The following is a 15,585-nucleotide window of genomic DNA, read 5'->3' as shown; positions in this document are numbered from 1 at the left end:
CCAGAGGCGCTCAACATGTCGTTTTCCCCAAGCTTTGCAGGGCTATCCGCAGCTTTGACGGATCTTTCCAACACACTCGCCACTCCCCCAGCCAACGCGTTCGCGCGGCTCGGCGGCACGTTCCTCACGCGCCTGCCCGCCGCGCCGCTCGACGCACCCTATCTCGTCGGCTTCGCGGCCGAGACCGCCGCGCGGCTCGGGATGCCCGAGGGTATCGAGCGCGATCCGGGCTTTATCGAGCTGTTCTGCGGCAACGCGACGCGCGACTGGCCGGCCGACACGCTGCCTTATGCGTCGGTGTACTCGGGGCATCAGTTCGGCGTGTGGGCCGGCCAGCTCGGCGACGGCCGCGCGCTCGGTCTGGGCGAGCTCGAACACGACGGCGAGCGCAACGAACTGCAGCTCAAAGGCGCGGGCCGCACGCCCTATTCGCGCATGGGCGACGGCCGCGCGGTGCTGCGCTCGTCGATCCGCGAATATCTGTGCTCGGAGGCGATGCATCATCTCGGCATTCCGACCACGCGCGCATTGTGCGTGATCGGCTCCGACCAGCCGGTGCGGCGCGAGACGATCGAAACCGCCGCGGTGGTCACGCGCGTCGCGCCGAGCTTCGTGCGCTTCGGCCACTTCGAGCACTTCTACGCGAACGATCGTGTCGACGCGTTGCGCGCGCTCGCCGATCACGTCGTCGAGCGCTTCTATCCGCATTGCAAGGAGGCCGACGATCCGTATCTGGCGCTGCTCGCCGAGGCGGTGCGCTCCACCGCGGATCTGATGGTCGACTGGCAGGCGGTCGGTTTCTGTCACGGCGTGATGAATACCGACAACATGTCGATCCTGGGCCTGACGATCGACTACGGCCCGTTCGGTTTCATGGATGGCTTCGATGCCGGCCACATCTGCAATCACTCCGATACGCAGGGCCGCTACGCCTACCGGCTGCAGCCGCAAATCGCGTACTGGAACCTGTTCTGCCTCGCGCAGGGACTACTGCCGTTGTTCGGCGAGAAGCACGACGAAAGCGTGCGCGCCGACAAGGCGGTCGAAGATGCGCAGCACGTGCTCGCCGGCTTCAAGGACCGTTTCGCGCCGACGCTCGAAAACCGCATGCGCGCAAAGCTCGGCCTCGAACAAGCGCGCGACGGCGACGACGCGCTGGTCAACCGGCTGTTCGAAGTGATGCACGCGAACCGCGCCGATTTCACGCTGACGTTCCGCAATCTCGCGCGCCTGTCGAAACACGATGCGAGCGGCGACACGCCGGTGCGCGACCTGTTCCTCGATCGCGTCGCCTTCGACGCATGGGCGAACGACTATCGCGCGCGGCTCGCCGAAGAGTCACGCGACGACGTTGCGCGCGCCATTGCAATGAATCGCGTGAACCCCAAATTCGTACTTCGCAACCATCTGGCGGAAACGGCGATCCAACGCGCGAAGGAGAAGGATTTCTCCGAGGTGGAACGGCTCGCGGCCGTGTTGCGTCACCCGTTCGACGAGCAGCCCGAATACGCGTCGTATGCGGGCCTGCCGCCCGACTGGGCGAACTCACTGGAAGTGAGCTGTTCGTCATGACGCGCCGGCGCGGTTGAATCGCCACGGCCGTGCCTCCAGAAAATACCGGCACGAACCAGCACAAACCCGCGAGACAAACCCGAGACAGGAACCCGACCATGAGCAACCCCGACGATCTCAAGCATGACGCCCCAGCCGTACAGAAAAGCGACGCCGAGTGGCGCAAGCAGCTGACCGACATGGAATACCAGGTGACGCGCCATGCGGCCACCGAGCGCCCGTTCACGGGCCGCTACGACGATCACTGGGAACGCGGCGTCTACGACTGCGTGTGCTGCGGCGCGCCGCTGTTCGAATCGGACACCAAGTTCGACGCCGGCTGCGGCTGGCCGAGCTATTTCCGCCCCATCAACGGCGAGGTGATCGCCGAGAAGACCGACCGCTCACACGGCATGCTGCGCATCGAGGTGCAGTGCAAGAACTGCGGCGCGCATCTGGGCCACGTGTTCGAGGACGGACCGGCGCCGACCGGTCTGCGTTACTGCATCAATTCAGCTGCGTTACAATTCGAGCCCAAGTAACGCGGCGCGGCAGCATCCCTGCCCGCCTTCGGCGCCGCATTGGAAGTGCGCGCGGCGCCCTTCCAATGCGGCAGTCCCGCTCGCCAGCGGGCACCGCGCACCTTGCACGCCAGGCGGGCGCGCTTCAACGTTCGACTCACTCTCCGACTTCCCGATCAGATAATGAAATTCCTGTTCGATCTGTTCCCGATCATCCTGTTCTTCGTCGCCTTCAAGATCTGGGGCATTTTCACGGCGACGGCAGTGGCGATCGTCGCCACGCTGGTGCAGATCGCGTGGGTGGCGTTCCGCCACCGCAAGGTCGACCCGATGCTGTGGGTGAGCCTCGGCGTCGTCGTCGTATTTGGCGGCGCGACGCTCGTGCTGCACAACGACACCTTTATCAAATGGAAGCCGACCGTGCTGTACTGGGCGTTTTCCGTCGCGCTGATCGTCTCGCAGCTCGGCTTCAACAAGAACCTGATCGAAGCGATGATGGGCAAGCAGATCACGCTGCCGCACGCGATCTGGGGCAAGCTGAACCTGATCTGGGCGGTGTTTTTCGTGCTGCTCGGTCTGCTGAACCTGTTCGTCGCGTATCACTACACGACCGATCAGTGGGTCAATTTCAAGCTGTTCGGCGCGACCGGCTGCCTGCTCGTGTTCATCGTCGGGCAGAGCCTGTGGCTGTCGAAGTACATGAAGGAGGAATGACATGAGCGACCTGTTCATGCACGCCACCACCGCCGAGCGCGCCGCGCTGATCGAGGCGCGCCTCGCGGCCGCGCTCGCGCCCGTCGAATCGATCCGCATCACCGACGACAGCGCGCAGCACGCGGGCCACGCTGGTGCCGCCGCCGGCGGTCATTTCAGTGTCACGATCGTGGCCGTCGCGTTTGCCGGTAAGCCCCGCGTGGCGCGGCATCGCATGGTGTATGATGCGCTGGCCGATGCCATGCAGCGCGGCATTCATGCCCTTGCCATCACGGCGTATACGCCCGAAGAATTTGCTTTGTTGCCCCGCTAGGAACCTTTCGATGACCTTGAAGAAAACCCGCCACTGGGTATTGCTGGCTGCGTTCGCGGCCGCACCTGCATTCGCACAGAACATCGCCGTGGTGAACGGCACGCCGATTCCGAAGTCGCGCGCCGATGCATTGATCCAGCAACTGGTTCACCAGGGACAGCAGGACACGCCGCAGCTGCAGCAGGCCGTGCGCGAAGAACTCGTGAATCGCGAAATCCTGATGCAGGAAGCGCTGCGTCGCGGGCTGCCGAACCGTCCGGACGTCAAGGCGCAAATCGCGGTCGCGCAGCAAACTGTCGTGCTGCGCGCGCTGATCGAAGACTTCGTAAAGAACAATCAGCCGACCGACGCCGAAATCACCGCGCGCTACAACGCGCTCGTCAAGGATGCGGGCGGCAAGGAATATCACCTGCACCATATCCTCGTCGACAACGAACAACAGGCGAAGGACCTGATCGCGAAGATCAAGGCCGGCGCGAGCTTCGAGGCCCTGGCCAAGCAGTACTCGAAGGACCCGGGATCGGGCAAGAACGGCGGCGATCTCGACTGGTCGGACCCGAAGGCCTACGTGCCTGAATTCGCAGACGCGGCCACGCATCTGCAGAAAGGCCAGATGACCGACACGCCGGTGCATACGCAATTCGGCTGGCACATCATCCGTGTCGACGACATCCGCGCCGTCACGCCGCCGCCGCTCGAGCAGGTGCGCGCGCAGATCGTGCAGCAGATCCAGCAGGAAAAGCTGCAGGCGTTCGAAGAGAATCTGCGCAAGAACGCGAAGATTCAGTAAGGGTCGGCGGGCAGATTGTCTTCGGATAGTCCGCCTGGCTCTGAAGCCTGAATGCGATAAAGCCGCCCGTGGGCGGCTTTTTTGTTGCTGCAAGATTTGCAGCGGCGGCGTGCGTGGCTGCCGCAAACAGGAGCCGCCGCACGCGGGTGGGGGCAGCCCCTCGACTCATCAACCGAGCCAGCGACGCGCGTTCTGGAACGCGCGCAGCCACGGGCTCGCGTCCGTGCCGATCTCGCCCCAGCCCTGCGGATGCCAGCTCATCTGCACCGCGCGATGCACGCGCTCCATGTGCGGCATCAGCACCGTGAAGCGACCATCGGCCGTCGTGACCGACGTGATGCCCTCGGGCGAACCGTTCGGGTTGAACGGATACTGCTCGGTCGCCTGACCACGGTGATCGACATAGCGCATCGCGACCGCGACCTTCGACTTGTCGCCCTGCTGCGAGAAGTCCGCAAAGCCTTCGCCGTGCGCGACCGCGACCGGAATGCGCGAGCCTTCCATGCCGGCGAAAAAGAGCGACGGCGATGCCTGCACCTCGACGAGCGAGAAACGTGCCTCGAACTGCTCCGACTTGTTGCGCGTGAACTTAGGCCATGCTTCGGCGCCGGGGATCATCGACGCGAGGCTGCTCATCATCTGGCAGCCGTTGCAGATGCCGAGCGCGAACGTGTCGCCACGACTGAAGAACGCGGCGAACATGTCGGCCAGTTGCGCGTTGAAGCGGATCGTCTTCGCCCAGCCTTCGCCGGCGCCCAGCGTATCGCCGTACGAGAAGCCGCCGCACGCGACCGCACCCGCGAAATCGGCGAGGTTCGCGCGGCCCGCGAGCAGGTCGCTCATATGCACGTCGTGCGCGTCGAAGCCGGCGCGATCGAATGCATAGGCCGTCTCCAGATGCGAGTTCACGCCCTGCTCGCGCAGGATCGCGACGCGCGGACGCGCGCCCTTGCCAACGCCCCGAAGGAAGTCCCCTTGGGGGACGAACGGGGCGGCGACATCGTCGGCCGGATCGAAGCTCAGCACCGGCGTGATGCCAGGGTCGGCCGCATCGAGCAGCGCGTCATATTCGGCGTCGGCGCAAGCCGGGTTGTCGCGCAGACGCGCGATGCGCCAGCTCACTTCGCTCCACGTGCGATGCAGTTCGGCACGCGGCGCCTCATAGAGCTTCTTCGCGTCGCGATAGATCTCGATCACGTCGCGCTCGTTGGTCTTGCCGATCACGTGCGAGCACGCCGACAGATCATGCTCGCGCAGCGCGGCGAGCACCGCGTCGCGATCGGCCGCGCGCACTTGCACGACGGCGCCGAGCTCTTCGTTGAAGAGTGCGCGCAGCGTGCGGTCGTCGCGGCGGCCGCTGGTCTGCTTCACCCAGTCCTTCGCGTCGCCGTAATCGGATTCGTGGTGCGCGTCGAGCACGAGCATGTCGACGTTCAGCGACACGCCCGCGTGACCCGCGAACGCCATTTCGCAAACCGTCGCCCACAGGCCGCCGTCCGAGCGGTCGTGGTACGCGAGCAGCTTGCGGTCGCTATTGAGCGCCTGGATCGCGTTGAAGAAGCGCTTCAGATCTTCCGGATCGTCGACGTCCGGCACCGTGTCGCCGACCTGCTGCGTGACCTGCGCGAGAATGCTGCCGCCCAGACGCTGCTTGCCGCGGCCGAGATCGATCGCGATCAGCACCGACTCGCCGACTTCGCTCACGCGCTGCAGTTGCGGCGTCAGATGCTTGCGGACGTCTTCAACCGGCGCGAACGCGGAGATGATCAGCGACACCGGCGCGACCACTTCCTTCGCGACGCCGCTCTCTTCCCAGCGGGTGCGCATCGACAGCGAATCCTTGCCGACCGGAATGCCGATACCGAGCGCCGGGCACAGTTCCATACCGATCGCCTTGACCGTGTCGTAGAGCGCGGCGTCTTCGCCAGGCGCGCCGCCCGCGGCCATCCAGTTGGCCGACAGCTTGAGTTTGTCGAGCGACGCGATCGGCGCCGCCGCGATGTTGGTGATCGCCTCGCCGACTGCCATACGGCCGGAGGCCGGTGCGTTGATGACGGCGAGCGGCGTGCGCTCGGACATCGTCATCGCTTCGCCGCTGAAGCCTGCGTAATCCATTGTCGTGATCGCGACGTCGGCCACCGGCACCTGCCACGGACCGATCATCTGATCGCGCGCGGTCGTGCCGCCGACCGAGCGGTCGCCGATCGTGATCAGGAACGACTTGCTCGCGACCGTCGGATGACGCAGCACGCTCTGCGCGACGTCCTGCAGCGCGAGGCCGGTCACGTCGACCGGTTCGAGCCTGCGCTCGGCACGCTTTACGTCGCGGTGCATACGCGGCGCCTTGCCGAGCAGCACTTCCATCGGCATATCGACTGGCTGGTGCGCGCCTTCCTGCAGTTCGGAATCAATGAGCTTCAGCTGACGCTCGGCGGTGGCCGTGCCGATCACCGCGAACGGGCAGCGCTCGCGCTTGCACATCGCCTCGAACACCGGCAGATCCGCCGGCGCGATCGCCAGCACGTAGCGCTCCTGCGCTTCGTTCGACCAGATTTCGCGCGGCGACAGACCACTTTCTTCGAGCTGGATCTTGCGCAGTTCGAACAGTGCGCCCTTGCCCGCACCGTCCACCACTTCGGGGAACGCGTTCGACAGACCGCCCGCGCCGACGTCGTGAATACTGAGGATCGGGTTCTTGTCGCCGAGTTGCCAGCACGCGTTGATCACTTCCTGCGCGCGACGCTCGATTTCCGGGTTGCCGCGCTGCACCGAGTCGAAGTCTAGCTCGGCGGTGTTGGTGCCGGTCGCCATCGAGCTCGCGGCGCCGCCGCCCATGCCGATGCGCATGCCCGGGCCGCCGATCTGGATCAGCAGCGAGCCTTCCGGCAGATCGTGCTTGTGCGTGTGCTGGTCGGAGATATTGCCGATGCCGCCCGCGATCATGATCGGCTTGTGATAGCCGCGCACGAGACCCGCGACGTTCTGCTCGTAGGTGCGGAAATAGCCGCCGAGGTTCGGCCGGCCGAATTCGTTGTTGAACGCGGCGGCGCCGAGCGGGCCGTCGATCATGATCTGCAGCGGCGAGGCGATGCGGTCCGGGCGGCCGTACGCTTCGTGCTGGTCGGCCGGATTGCGCTGCGCGAGCGGCTGAGCGGTGTCGCGGGCGTTTTCCCACGCCTCGACGCCGTCCGGCAGTTCGAGGTTCGATACCGTGAAGCCCGCGAGGCCCGCCTTCGGACGCGCGCCGCGGCCGGTCGCGCCTTCGTCGCGGATTTCGCCACCTGCGCCGGTCGCGGCGCCCGGGAACGGCGAGATCGCGGTCGGGTGGTTGTGCGTTTCGACCTTCATCAGCGTGTGCGTGAGCTCGACGCTGCGGCCATAGTGCTCGGGCAATTCGCTCGCGCCGAGGTCGGCCGGCGTGCGCGGGAACCAGCGCTCGGCCATGCCGCCGACCATGATCGCCGAGTTGTCCGAATACGCGACGATCGTGCCCTGCGGGTTCAGCTTCTCGGTATTGCGGATCATGTTGAACAGCGACATGTCCTGCTTCTCGCCGTCGATCGTCCAGTCCGCGTTGAAGATCTTGTGGCGGCAGTGTTCGCTGTTGGCCTGCGCGAACATCATCAGCTCGACGTCGGTCGGATTGCGGCCGAGCTTCGTGAATGCGTCGACCAGATAGTCGATTTCGTCGTCGGCGAGCGCGAGGCCCAGTTCCGCGTTGGCGGTTTCGAGCGCGGCGCGGCCGCTCGCGAGCACGTCGACGGTTTGCAGAAGCTTGGCCGGCAATTCGTCAAACAGATGCAACGCATGGTCGCGCGACGGCGCGACGCTCTCGGTCATGCGATCGTGCAGCGCGGCGGCGACGGCCGCGCGCGCTTCGTCCGACAGCGTCTTCTTGCCGCCGAGCAGGCCGCTTTTCAGCGTCACCGAGTACTCGACGCCGCGCTCGATGCGGCGCACCCGCGTGAGCCCGCACAGATGCGCGATGTCGGTTGCCTTGCTGGCCCACGGCGACACGGTGCCAAAGCGCGGCACGACGAGGAAGGCCTCGACCGCGCCACGCTCCTTGCCCTCTTCGAACGGATTGCCGTAGTGCATCAGCGCCTCGATCTTCGCGCTGTCTTCAGCGGACAGTTCGGTCTGGGCATTGACGAAGTGCAGATACTGCCCGCGCACGCCGGTGATATTCGGGTCGATGCGCGTGAGCGTGTCGAGCAGGCGGGTTTGACGGAAATCGGAGAGGGCCGAAGCGCCGGGGAAACACGAGAAGTGGGCCATGGGACTTGACGTTGCGTCGCTCATTGATGCCGGGGAGCCGCGCATGCAGGCGACGTGAGGCGGAAAGGAAGTCCGGGATTATACCCCGGGAACGGGCTTCCAGCGGGCTCCGGGGTGCGTGGGCGGCGGGCGGCGCCGGCCCGCGCGAGGCGTCGCCGCGGTGCCCGTCGCGTCGCCGCGCGGGTGTTTTGACTGCTATCATTCGCGTTTCACCAGATCGGCGCACGCGGCCCGGGTTTCACCCGGCGGCGCGCCGCATGTCACAGCCAGCGGGACCGCGCGCGAGCCGCCCGTCGGCACATCGAATCAGAGCATGGATGTCATCGTCATTGGCGGCGGGATAGCGGGCGTCGCCACCGCTTATCACCTGCGCGCGGTCGGCCACCGGGTATGCGTCGTCGAGCGTCACGCGACCGTCGCGCAAGGCGCCACCTACGGACAAGGCGGCAACGTGCTGCCGACGCCGCTCGACGTCTGGTTCGGCCCGACCTTCATGGCGAGCCGCTACAACGCGAAAAACGGCGTGATCAGCAAGACCGGCTTCAACGGCGCCGCGCGGCAGTTCATCAAGCAGCTCGGAGCATGGCAGGAGCCCGAGGCGTTCGCGCGCCAGTACGCGCTGCTGCGGCCGCTGATCGAATCCTCGCGCGATGCGATGGCCGACGTCGAAGCCCGCTTCGGCCTCGAATTCGAACAGGCGAGCGGTCTGCTGAACCTCGTGCGCAGCGCGCACGAATGGGAGCTGAACGCAGCCGCGCTCGATCTGCTGCACCGGTTCGAGGTACCGCATCACGTGCTGAGCCCGGCCGAATGCGCGGCGTTCGAGCATGCGGTCCCCACAGATCCTGAATTCGCCGGCGGCGTGCTGTTCGAGCACGAGCGCACCGCGAACTGTCCGCTTTTTACCAAGCTCGTCAAACAGGTGCTCGATACCCAAGGCGGCGTGCAGTTCATGCCGAACTGCGAGGTGACCGGCATTCGTCTCGAAAGTCAGCGCGCGGCGGTCGAGCTGGCGCCGCGCGACAGCGCGCCCCGCTCGCGCGAGATCGACGTGGTCCAGGCCGACGCGGTCGTGGTCGCCGCCGGTTACGGCAGCCTCGCGCTGCTCGAACGCGCGGGGCTCAGGCTGCCGCTGCATCCGCTGCGGCTGCACTCTCTGGTCGCGCCGATCGCGCACGAGGAATGTGCGCCGCACGTCGCGATCGTCGATGCGGTCAAGCGCATCGGCATCAGCCGCATGAACCATCGGCTGCGGATCGCGGGCGGCGCGGTGCTGCAAAGCGCGAGCCAGATCGACAAGCCGCTCGGCGAAGCGCTGACCAAGGAGGCGCTCGCGTTGCTCGGCCAGGCGACGCACGACTGGATTCCGGGCGCCGCGCGCATTTCGGCGGCGCTGCCGTGGGAAGGCGTGAAACTGCTGTCGCCCGATGGCTTGCCGGTGATCGGCAACGCGCTGCATCCGCGGCTGTTCATCAACGTCGGGCATGGCCCGGCCGGCTGGGGTCTCGCCTGCGGCGCGGGCAAGCTCGTTGCACAGCTGATGTCGGGACAGACGCCGACGTTGCCGCAAGACACGCTCGCTGCATTGAGGCCGGAGCGGTTCCAGTAAGGTTTCGTGCGGTTCCAGGCGGGTATGGCGGGCTGACAGCCCGCTGTCGATACCCCGCGTTCATCGCGCCGCTTCCGCCGCGCGCACCGAAACAGCCGCACGCCGTGCGCCTATCGGCACTAACATAGCGATTCCAAAGTCTGCCCGCCGCGCCGCGGGCGCACCGCCAGGTTTCGCCATGACAGACGCAGAAAACTCGCTGCTCTCCCTTTTCGATCCGCTGACCGACTCGCAGCCGCTTGCGCTGCCGCTGCTGACACTGACCGACTTGCGGATCGCCGAATCCCAGGCCGCCGCGGCCCTGCCCGAGCACACGCTGATGGCGCGCGCCGGTCATGCGGCCGCGCGCTGGCTGCTCGAACGGATCGCCGCGGATACGTCGGTGACGAAGTCGCAGCAGCGCGCGTGGCTGGTCGCCGGCCCCGGCAACAATGGCGGCGACGCGCTGGTCGTCGCGACGGAACTGCACAAGGCCGGCATCGCAGTAGAAGTCTGTATGCCGCTTGAAGTGAAGCCCGCCGACGCGCGCTGGGCGCTCGACGCCGCGCGCGCCGCCGGCGTGCCGATCGACGCGGCGCCGCCCGCCTCGCTCGACGGCTATGGCTGGCTCGTCGACGGTATGTTCGGCATCGGTCTCGCGCGGCCGCTCGACGGCGTCTTCGCGACGCTCGCGCGGCAGCTGTCGCAGCGCACGAAGGCGCGCCCGACACAAGGCGCCGTGCTCGCGCTCGATGTGCCCAGCGGGCTCGACAGCGACACCGGCGCGGTGATCGGCGGCAACGGCGCGGCGGCGGTCCATGCGACGCACACGATCACGTTCATCGGCGCGAAGCCGGGGCTTTTCACCGCGCAAGGCCGCGATCTCGCCGGGCGAGTGACGGTCGCACCGATCGGGCTCGTGGCAGGGATCAACGACGGGGGCAGCCAGGACGCTGCCACCAGCGCCTCACGTGCGGCGATCCAGCTCAGCGCGCCCGATCTCTTCGGCCCCTTCATGCCCCCACGCAACTTCGCGACCAACAAGGGCACCTTCGGCAGCCTCGCGGTGGTCGGCGGCGACACCGGCATGTGCGGCGCGCCGATTCTCGCGGCACGCGCGGCGCTCTACACCGGCGCGGGCAAGGTCCACGTCGCGTTGCTCGGCGAAGGCGCCCCGCCCTACGATCCGCCGCACCCCGAACTGATGCTGCATCCGATCGACACGCTGCCGCTCGATTCGATGGACGCGCTCGCGATCGGCTGCGGCATGGGGCACGGCGAACGCGCGACGCGGGTACTGCACGACGTGCTGCTACTCGACGTGCCCAAGCTGTTCGATGCCGACGCGCTGAACCTGGTCGCCAAGGATCCCGCGCTCGCCGCGGAAGTCACCGCGCGCGGCGTGCAAGGCGATCCGTGCATTTTCACTCCGCATCCGCTCGAAGCGGCGCGCCTGCTCGGCAGCGATGCGGCGAGCGTGCAACGCGACCGTCTCGCGGCCGCGCGCGCGCTCGCGGCGCGTTTTGCGAGCGTCGTCGTGCTGAAGGGCGTCGGCACGATCATCGCCGCGCCCGACGGCCGCCTCGCGCTGAACCCGACCGGCAACGCCGCGCTCGCGACTGGCGGCAGCGGCGACGTGCTCGGCGGCATCATCGGCGCGCTGCTCGCGCAGCATCTGCCACGCTTCGAGGCGGCGCTCGCGGGCGTCTATCTGCACGGCCTCGCCGCCGATGCGCTGACCGCGCAGGGCCACGGCCCCGCCGGGCTGACGGCCGGCGAGCTGGCACCGATGGTGCGTACCTTGTTGAACCGGCTGTTCTATTCAGCGCCGCTTGCTTGACGCGCGCGATTGCTCTGAATACGAATCGCGTTCGCGGCGCTCGTCACACCGATGAAACATCGCGATCCCAATCATTGCGAGCGCGCGCAACGCCCTGCTGCCCGTCGCGCATCCCCGCTATACTGATTGCCTGCGCCGCGCGTCGGATCGATCGCGGGTCGCGGCGATACTCCAGCGGGCGCGGGCGCCGCCTCGCGTGTTCGCGAAGTTCGCCCGCTTCGCGAAGTATCGTCGGCACCTGTCCCAATCCGGGCCGCGTGGCATCGCTCCGACTGCATCGCCGCATCATTCTCGGCCACGCTTCATGCGCGCGCCTTCCTTCGTGCCCCTTGGTTAGACGGACGCTATGACCCAGAACTCGCTCCCCTCCTGGTCCTCGCTGCAGACGCATTACGACACGATTCGCGATGCGCATCTGCGCGACTGGTTCGCTCCCGAGAACGATCCCGCTCCCACGCGCGCCGAACGCTTCACGTTCGCGGGCGGCGGTCTCTCAGCCGATTTCTCGAAGCACCGCATCACCGCCGAAACCCTGCAACTGCTCGTGCAACTCGCCCGCGAAGCCGGCGTCGAGAAGCGCCGCGACGCGATGTTCGCGGGCGAGGTCGTCAACCCGACCGAAGGCCGCGCCGCGCTGCACACGGCCTTGCGCGCAACCGACCCGAAGGCGCCGTTCTTCGCCGAAGTGCAGGCCGAGCGCAAGAAAATGGCCGCGTTCGCCGAGCAGGTCCGCAGCGGCACATGGACCGGCTACACCGGCAAGCGGATCCGTCATGTCGTGAACATCGGCATCGGCGGCTCGGATCTCGGGCCGAAGATGGTCGTGCACGCGTTGCATCATCTCGCGACGCCCGAGATCTCGACGCACTTCGTGTCGAACGTGGACGGCGCCGATCTGTACAACGTGATGCAGCAGATCGATCCCGAAGAGACGCTCGCGATCATCGTGTCGAAGACTTTCACGACGCTGGAGACGATGACCAACGCGCGCTCGCTGCGCGACTTTTTCATCCAGAAAGGCTGCCCGGAAAGCGCGCTGGCGAAGCACTTCGTCGGTGTGTCGGCCAATACCGCCGAAGTCGTCAAGTTCGGCATCGCGCAAGAGAACGTGTTCTCGATGTGGGACTGGGTCGGCGGACGCTACTCGCTGTGGTCGGCCGTCGGTCTGTCGATCATGATCGCGGTAGGTCCGCAACAGTTCGACGAGCTGCTCGCCGGCGCCAACGAGATGGACCAGCACTTCCGCACCGCGCCGCTCGACAGGAACCTGCCGGTGCTGCTCGGCATGATCGGCATCTGGTATCGCAACTTCTTCGGCTCGCAGAGCTATCTGGTCGCGCCGTATTCGCAGGCGCTGCATTTCCTGCCGTCGTATCTGCAGCAGCTCGAAATGGAGAGCAATGGCAAGTCCGCGCGTCTCGACGGCGCGTTCGTCGACTATGCGACTTCCGCAGTCACGTGGGGCGAGCCGGGCACAAACGGTCAGCACGCGTTTTTCCAGATGCTGCACCAGGGCCCGACGATCGTGCCGATCGATTTCATCGCGCTGCTGACGCCCGAGCATCCGCTCGCGAGCCATCATCCGAAGCTGCTCGCGAACTGCTTCGCGCAGAGCGAAGCGTTGATGCTGGGTCGCACGCTCGAGGAAGCGAAGAAGGTGGCCGGCCCCGACAAGCCGGAACTCGCACCGCACCTGACGTTCCCCGGCAACCGCCCCACCGCGACGCTGCTGCTCGACGCGTTGACCGCGCGCACGCTCGGCGCGCTGATCGCGCTTTATGAGCACAAGGTGCTGGTGCAGGCGTCGGTGTGGAACATCAACCCGTTCGATCAGTGGGGCGTCGAACTCGGCAAGATCCTCGGCAAGGTGGTCGAGGCCGATCTGGGCGCGGCGAGTACCGACGTGAAGAAGCATGACTCGTCGACGTCGGCGCTGATCGCGCGGGCCCGGGCTGCGTTGAAGCGCTGAATGGAAGTCTGGAGCGCACGATAGCGGGCGATAACGCGCCACAAACAGAACGAAGCGGGCTACGGCCCGCTTTGTTTTTGCTTCGACGACGACATGCTCGAGGTACGCGAGCGCAAGCCCGCGATCCGCCAGACCATCAAGCGAGCCGCCCCGCTTCGATCGTCACCGTCGTATCGCAACGCCGCGCGAGTTCGATGTCGTGTGTCACGAGCACGAGCGTCGCGCCGTGCGCGCGATTCATCTCGAACATCAGATCGATCACCGCGTGGCCGGTGGCCGCGTCGAGACTGCCGGTGGGTTCGTCGGCGAACAGGATCGCCGGGCGCGTGACGAACGCGCGCGCGAGCGCGACGCGCTGCTGCTCGCCGCCCGACAGCAGCTTCGGATAATGACCGGTACGCTGCCCGAGCCCAACCTGTTCGAGCAGTTCACGCGCACGCGCGGCGGCCTCGCGTGTGCCGATGCCGCCTTGCAGTTCGAGCGGCAACGTGACGTTTTCGAGCGCGGTCAGATGCGGCATCAACTGAAACGACTGGAACACGAAGCCGACCGCGCCGCTGCGCAACGCGGCGCGGCCGTCTTCGTCGAGCTCGCCGAGTTCGCGCCCGAGCAGCCGAACCGAGCCCGCGCTGGCACTGTCCAATCCCGCGAGCAAGCCGAGCAGCGTAGACTTGCCCGACCCGGATGCACCGACGATCGCGACGCTGCTGCCGGCATCGATGGCAAGATCGATGTCATCGAGAATCGTCAGTTCGCCCGCAGCATCCTTAACCCTCTTGCACAAGCCCCGCACTTCAATGACTGGATCAGTTCTGTTTGGCATGGTGAAGCGTAGGTTGAAAGTGCGCGCCATCGCCCCTCGCGCCGCGGCGCTGTCTGCGGCATTCGGCGCGACCATGATGGCCGCCGCGCTGGTTTCGTTACCGTTGCGGGCTCACGCGGCGAATACGCCCGAACCCGCAAAGCCGGTGATCGTCGTGCTCGGCGACAGCATCTCCGCTGAGTACGGGCTGCCCCGCGATACGGGCTGGGTCGCGTTGATGCGTCAGCGTCTGGCCGAAGAGCGCATCGATTATAGCGTCGCCAATGCGAGCATCAGCGGCGACACGACGAGCGGCGGACGCGCGCGTCTGCCCGCGCTGATGGAACGGCTCAAACCGAGCATCGTGATCGTCGAGCTCGGCGCCAACGACGCGTTGCGCGGCGTGCCGCTCTCGACGACCGAGGACAACCTGCGCACGATCATCGAACAGGCGCAGCAAGGCCACGCGAAGGTCGTGCTCGTCGGCATGTACGTGCCGCCCAATTACGGCCCCGACTATACGCAAAAGTTCCACGGCCTCTACGGCCAGCTGTCGAAGGAGTTCCATGTGCCGCTCGTGCCGTTTCTTCTCGCCGGCATCGCGGATAAACCGGACATGTTCCAGGCCGATCAGCTCCACCCAACGCAGCAGGCACAGCCGCTGCTACTCAACAACGTGTGGCCCGCTGTCAAGCCACTTCTTCGCACAAGTTCGCCGCACTGAAAGACCTGCTAACGACTTGTTTCCGGAACCTGGGGGGAACATGGATCGCCGAGCCGTTCGACATATGGGCAATCCCTGCCACCCGGCTCATTCTTGAGCGACTTCTGAGGAGATAACGTTGAAATATTTACCGTTAATCGCTTTGACCATTGCCATCTCGGCTTGCGCGGCTCAACCGCCGGCCGGCGTTCAGTCGGTGGGTCAAAGCCAGCAGCCGCCTCGCGCCGTCGCAACCTGCATCGCGCAGAAATGGGCGGATAGTTCGCAACAACAGGTGATCTCGCAAAACATCCTCGCCAACGATCAGGCCATGGACGTCTACGTCCCGGGCCAGCAGCCGCCCAACGGCGCGGCCGCGGTGGTCCGTCCTTCGTATAGCGGTAAGGGCACGTGGGTCGGCTTTCGCGCCGGCGGCGCTGGCGGTGGCAACGCCACCGGCGCGATCAGCGGCTGTCTGTAAAGCTGCCACCTGGCTGTAGATAAAAAAAGCCCCGC

12 protein-coding genes are annotated in these 15,585 nt (G+C 66.4%); 10 read left to right on the top strand and 2 right to left on the bottom strand.

What is annotated here, in order from left to right:
• Positions 1–15: 15 nt before the first annotated feature.
• The 5 genes from HDG34_RS29560 to HDG34_RS29540 all read left to right on the top strand — a co-directional run bounded on the left by HDG34_RS29560 (position 16) and on the right by HDG34_RS29540 (position 3,889).
• Entirely contained in the window at positions 16–1,572 is a 1,557-nt protein-coding gene (locus HDG34_RS29560; RefSeq protein ID WP_184065047.1) for a YdiU family protein, read from the top strand.
• A 98-nt stretch (positions 1,573–1,670) separates the two neighbouring features.
• Complete coding sequence (gene msrB / locus HDG34_RS29555; protein ID WP_090804758.1) at positions 1,671–2,093, top strand: peptide-methionine (R)-S-oxide reductase MsrB; 423 nt, start codon at positions 1,671–1,673, stop codon at positions 2,091–2,093.
• A gap of 162 nt (positions 2,094–2,255) precedes the next feature.
• A complete protein-coding gene (locus HDG34_RS29550; protein WP_085481354.1) occupies positions 2,256–2,786 on the top strand; it encodes a septation protein A in 531 nt (176 codons plus the stop codon).
• Between the two features lies 1 nt (position 2,787).
• Entirely contained in the window at positions 2,788–3,099 is a 312-nt protein-coding gene (locus HDG34_RS29545; protein WP_013089413.1) for a BolA family transcriptional regulator, read from the top strand.
• Positions 3,100–3,109: 10 nt separating this feature from the next.
• Positions 3,110–3,889 (top strand): peptidylprolyl isomerase, encoded by a 780-nt coding sequence (locus HDG34_RS29540; RefSeq protein ID WP_184065044.1) that lies wholly within the window; start codon positions 3,110–3,112, stop codon positions 3,887–3,889.
• A gap of 168 nt (positions 3,890–4,057) precedes the next feature.
• Here the strand turns inward: HDG34_RS29540 and purL are convergent, their stop codons facing one another.
• The gene (purL, locus tag HDG34_RS29535; protein ID WP_184065041.1) at positions 4,058–8,167 is read right to left on the bottom strand and encodes a phosphoribosylformylglycinamidine synthase; all 4,110 of its coding nucleotides are present in this window, start codon (positions 8,165–8,167) and stop codon (positions 4,058–4,060) included.
• Between the two features lie 313 nt (positions 8,168–8,480).
• Here purL and HDG34_RS29530 point away from each other — a divergent pair, with 313 nt between their 5' ends.
• The 3 genes from HDG34_RS29530 (at position 8,481) to pgi (ending at position 13,564) form a co-directional block, all read left to right on the top strand.
• Positions 8,481–9,776 carry an FAD-dependent oxidoreductase gene (locus tag HDG34_RS29530; protein ID WP_184065038.1) on the top strand — a complete coding sequence of 432 codons (1,296 nt, stop codon included), beginning with the start codon at positions 8,481–8,483 and terminating at the stop codon, positions 9,774–9,776.
• A gap of 178 nt (positions 9,777–9,954) precedes the next feature.
• Positions 9,955–11,595 (top strand): NAD(P)H-hydrate dehydratase, encoded by a 1,641-nt coding sequence (locus HDG34_RS29525; protein WP_184065035.1) that lies wholly within the window; start codon positions 9,955–9,957, stop codon positions 11,593–11,595.
• Positions 11,596–11,941: 346 nt separating this feature from the next.
• The gene (gene pgi / locus HDG34_RS29520; RefSeq protein ID WP_184065032.1) at positions 11,942–13,564 is read left to right on the top strand and encodes a glucose-6-phosphate isomerase; all 1,623 of its coding nucleotides are present in this window, start codon (positions 11,942–11,944) and stop codon (positions 13,562–13,564) included.
• Positions 13,565–13,700: 136 nt separating this feature from the next.
• Here the strand turns inward: pgi and HDG34_RS29515 are convergent, their stop codons facing one another.
• Positions 13,701–14,387, bottom strand: a complete 687-nt coding sequence (locus HDG34_RS29515) for an ABC transporter ATP-binding protein (protein ID WP_026225394.1) — start codon at positions 14,385–14,387, stop codon at positions 13,701–13,703.
• Between HDG34_RS29515 and HDG34_RS29510 the strand changes: the two genes are divergently transcribed.
• Positions 14,386–15,090, top strand: a complete 705-nt coding sequence (locus tag HDG34_RS29510; RefSeq protein ID WP_184003517.1) for an arylesterase — start codon at positions 14,386–14,388, stop codon at positions 15,088–15,090. The genes HDG34_RS29515 and HDG34_RS29510 overlap by 2 nt on opposite strands.
• A gap of 118 nt (positions 15,091–15,208) precedes the next feature.
• Complete coding sequence (locus HDG34_RS29505; RefSeq protein WP_090804745.1) at positions 15,209–15,550, top strand: hypothetical protein; 342 nt, start codon at positions 15,209–15,211, stop codon at positions 15,548–15,550.
• Positions 15,551–15,585 lie beyond the last annotated feature (35 nt).

It is taken from the genome of Paraburkholderia sp. HC6.4b (assembly GCF_014200875.1).
Classification (GTDB): Bacteria; Pseudomonadota; Gammaproteobacteria; order Burkholderiales; family Burkholderiaceae; genus Paraburkholderia; species Paraburkholderia tuberum.
Note: the sequence above shows the minus strand (reverse complement) of the source record. Positions and strands in the feature narration are given on the sequence as shown.

Coding starts and splice junctions, on each gene's coding strand:
- msrB (WP_090804758.1), top strand. CDS start 1,671: ATGAGCAACCCCGACGATCTCAAGCATGACGCCCCAGCCGTACAGAAA.
- HDG34_RS29545 (WP_013089413.1), top strand. CDS start 2,788: ATGAGCGACCTGTTCATGCACGCCACCACCGCCGAGCGCGCCGCGCTG.
- HDG34_RS29515 (WP_026225394.1), bottom strand. CDS start 14,387: ATGCCAAACAGAACTGATCCAGTCATTGAAGTGCGGGGCTTGTGCAAG.
- HDG34_RS29525 (WP_184065035.1), top strand. CDS start 9,955: ATGACAGACGCAGAAAACTCGCTGCTCTCCCTTTTCGATCCGCTGACC.
- HDG34_RS29560 (WP_184065047.1), top strand. CDS start 16: ATGTCGTTTTCCCCAAGCTTTGCAGGGCTATCCGCAGCTTTGACGGAT.
- HDG34_RS29530 (WP_184065038.1), top strand. CDS start 8,481: ATGGATGTCATCGTCATTGGCGGCGGGATAGCGGGCGTCGCCACCGCT.
- purL (WP_184065041.1), bottom strand. CDS start 8,167: ATGGCCCACTTCTCGTGTTTCCCCGGCGCTTCGGCCCTCTCCGATTTC.
- HDG34_RS29550 (WP_085481354.1), top strand. CDS start 2,256: ATGAAATTCCTGTTCGATCTGTTCCCGATCATCCTGTTCTTCGTCGCC.
- HDG34_RS29510 (WP_184003517.1), top strand. CDS start 14,386: ATGGTGAAGCGTAGGTTGAAAGTGCGCGCCATCGCCCCTCGCGCCGCG.
- pgi (WP_184065032.1), top strand. CDS start 11,942: ATGACCCAGAACTCGCTCCCCTCCTGGTCCTCGCTGCAGACGCATTAC.
- HDG34_RS29540 (WP_184065044.1), top strand. CDS start 3,110: ATGACCTTGAAGAAAACCCGCCACTGGGTATTGCTGGCTGCGTTCGCG.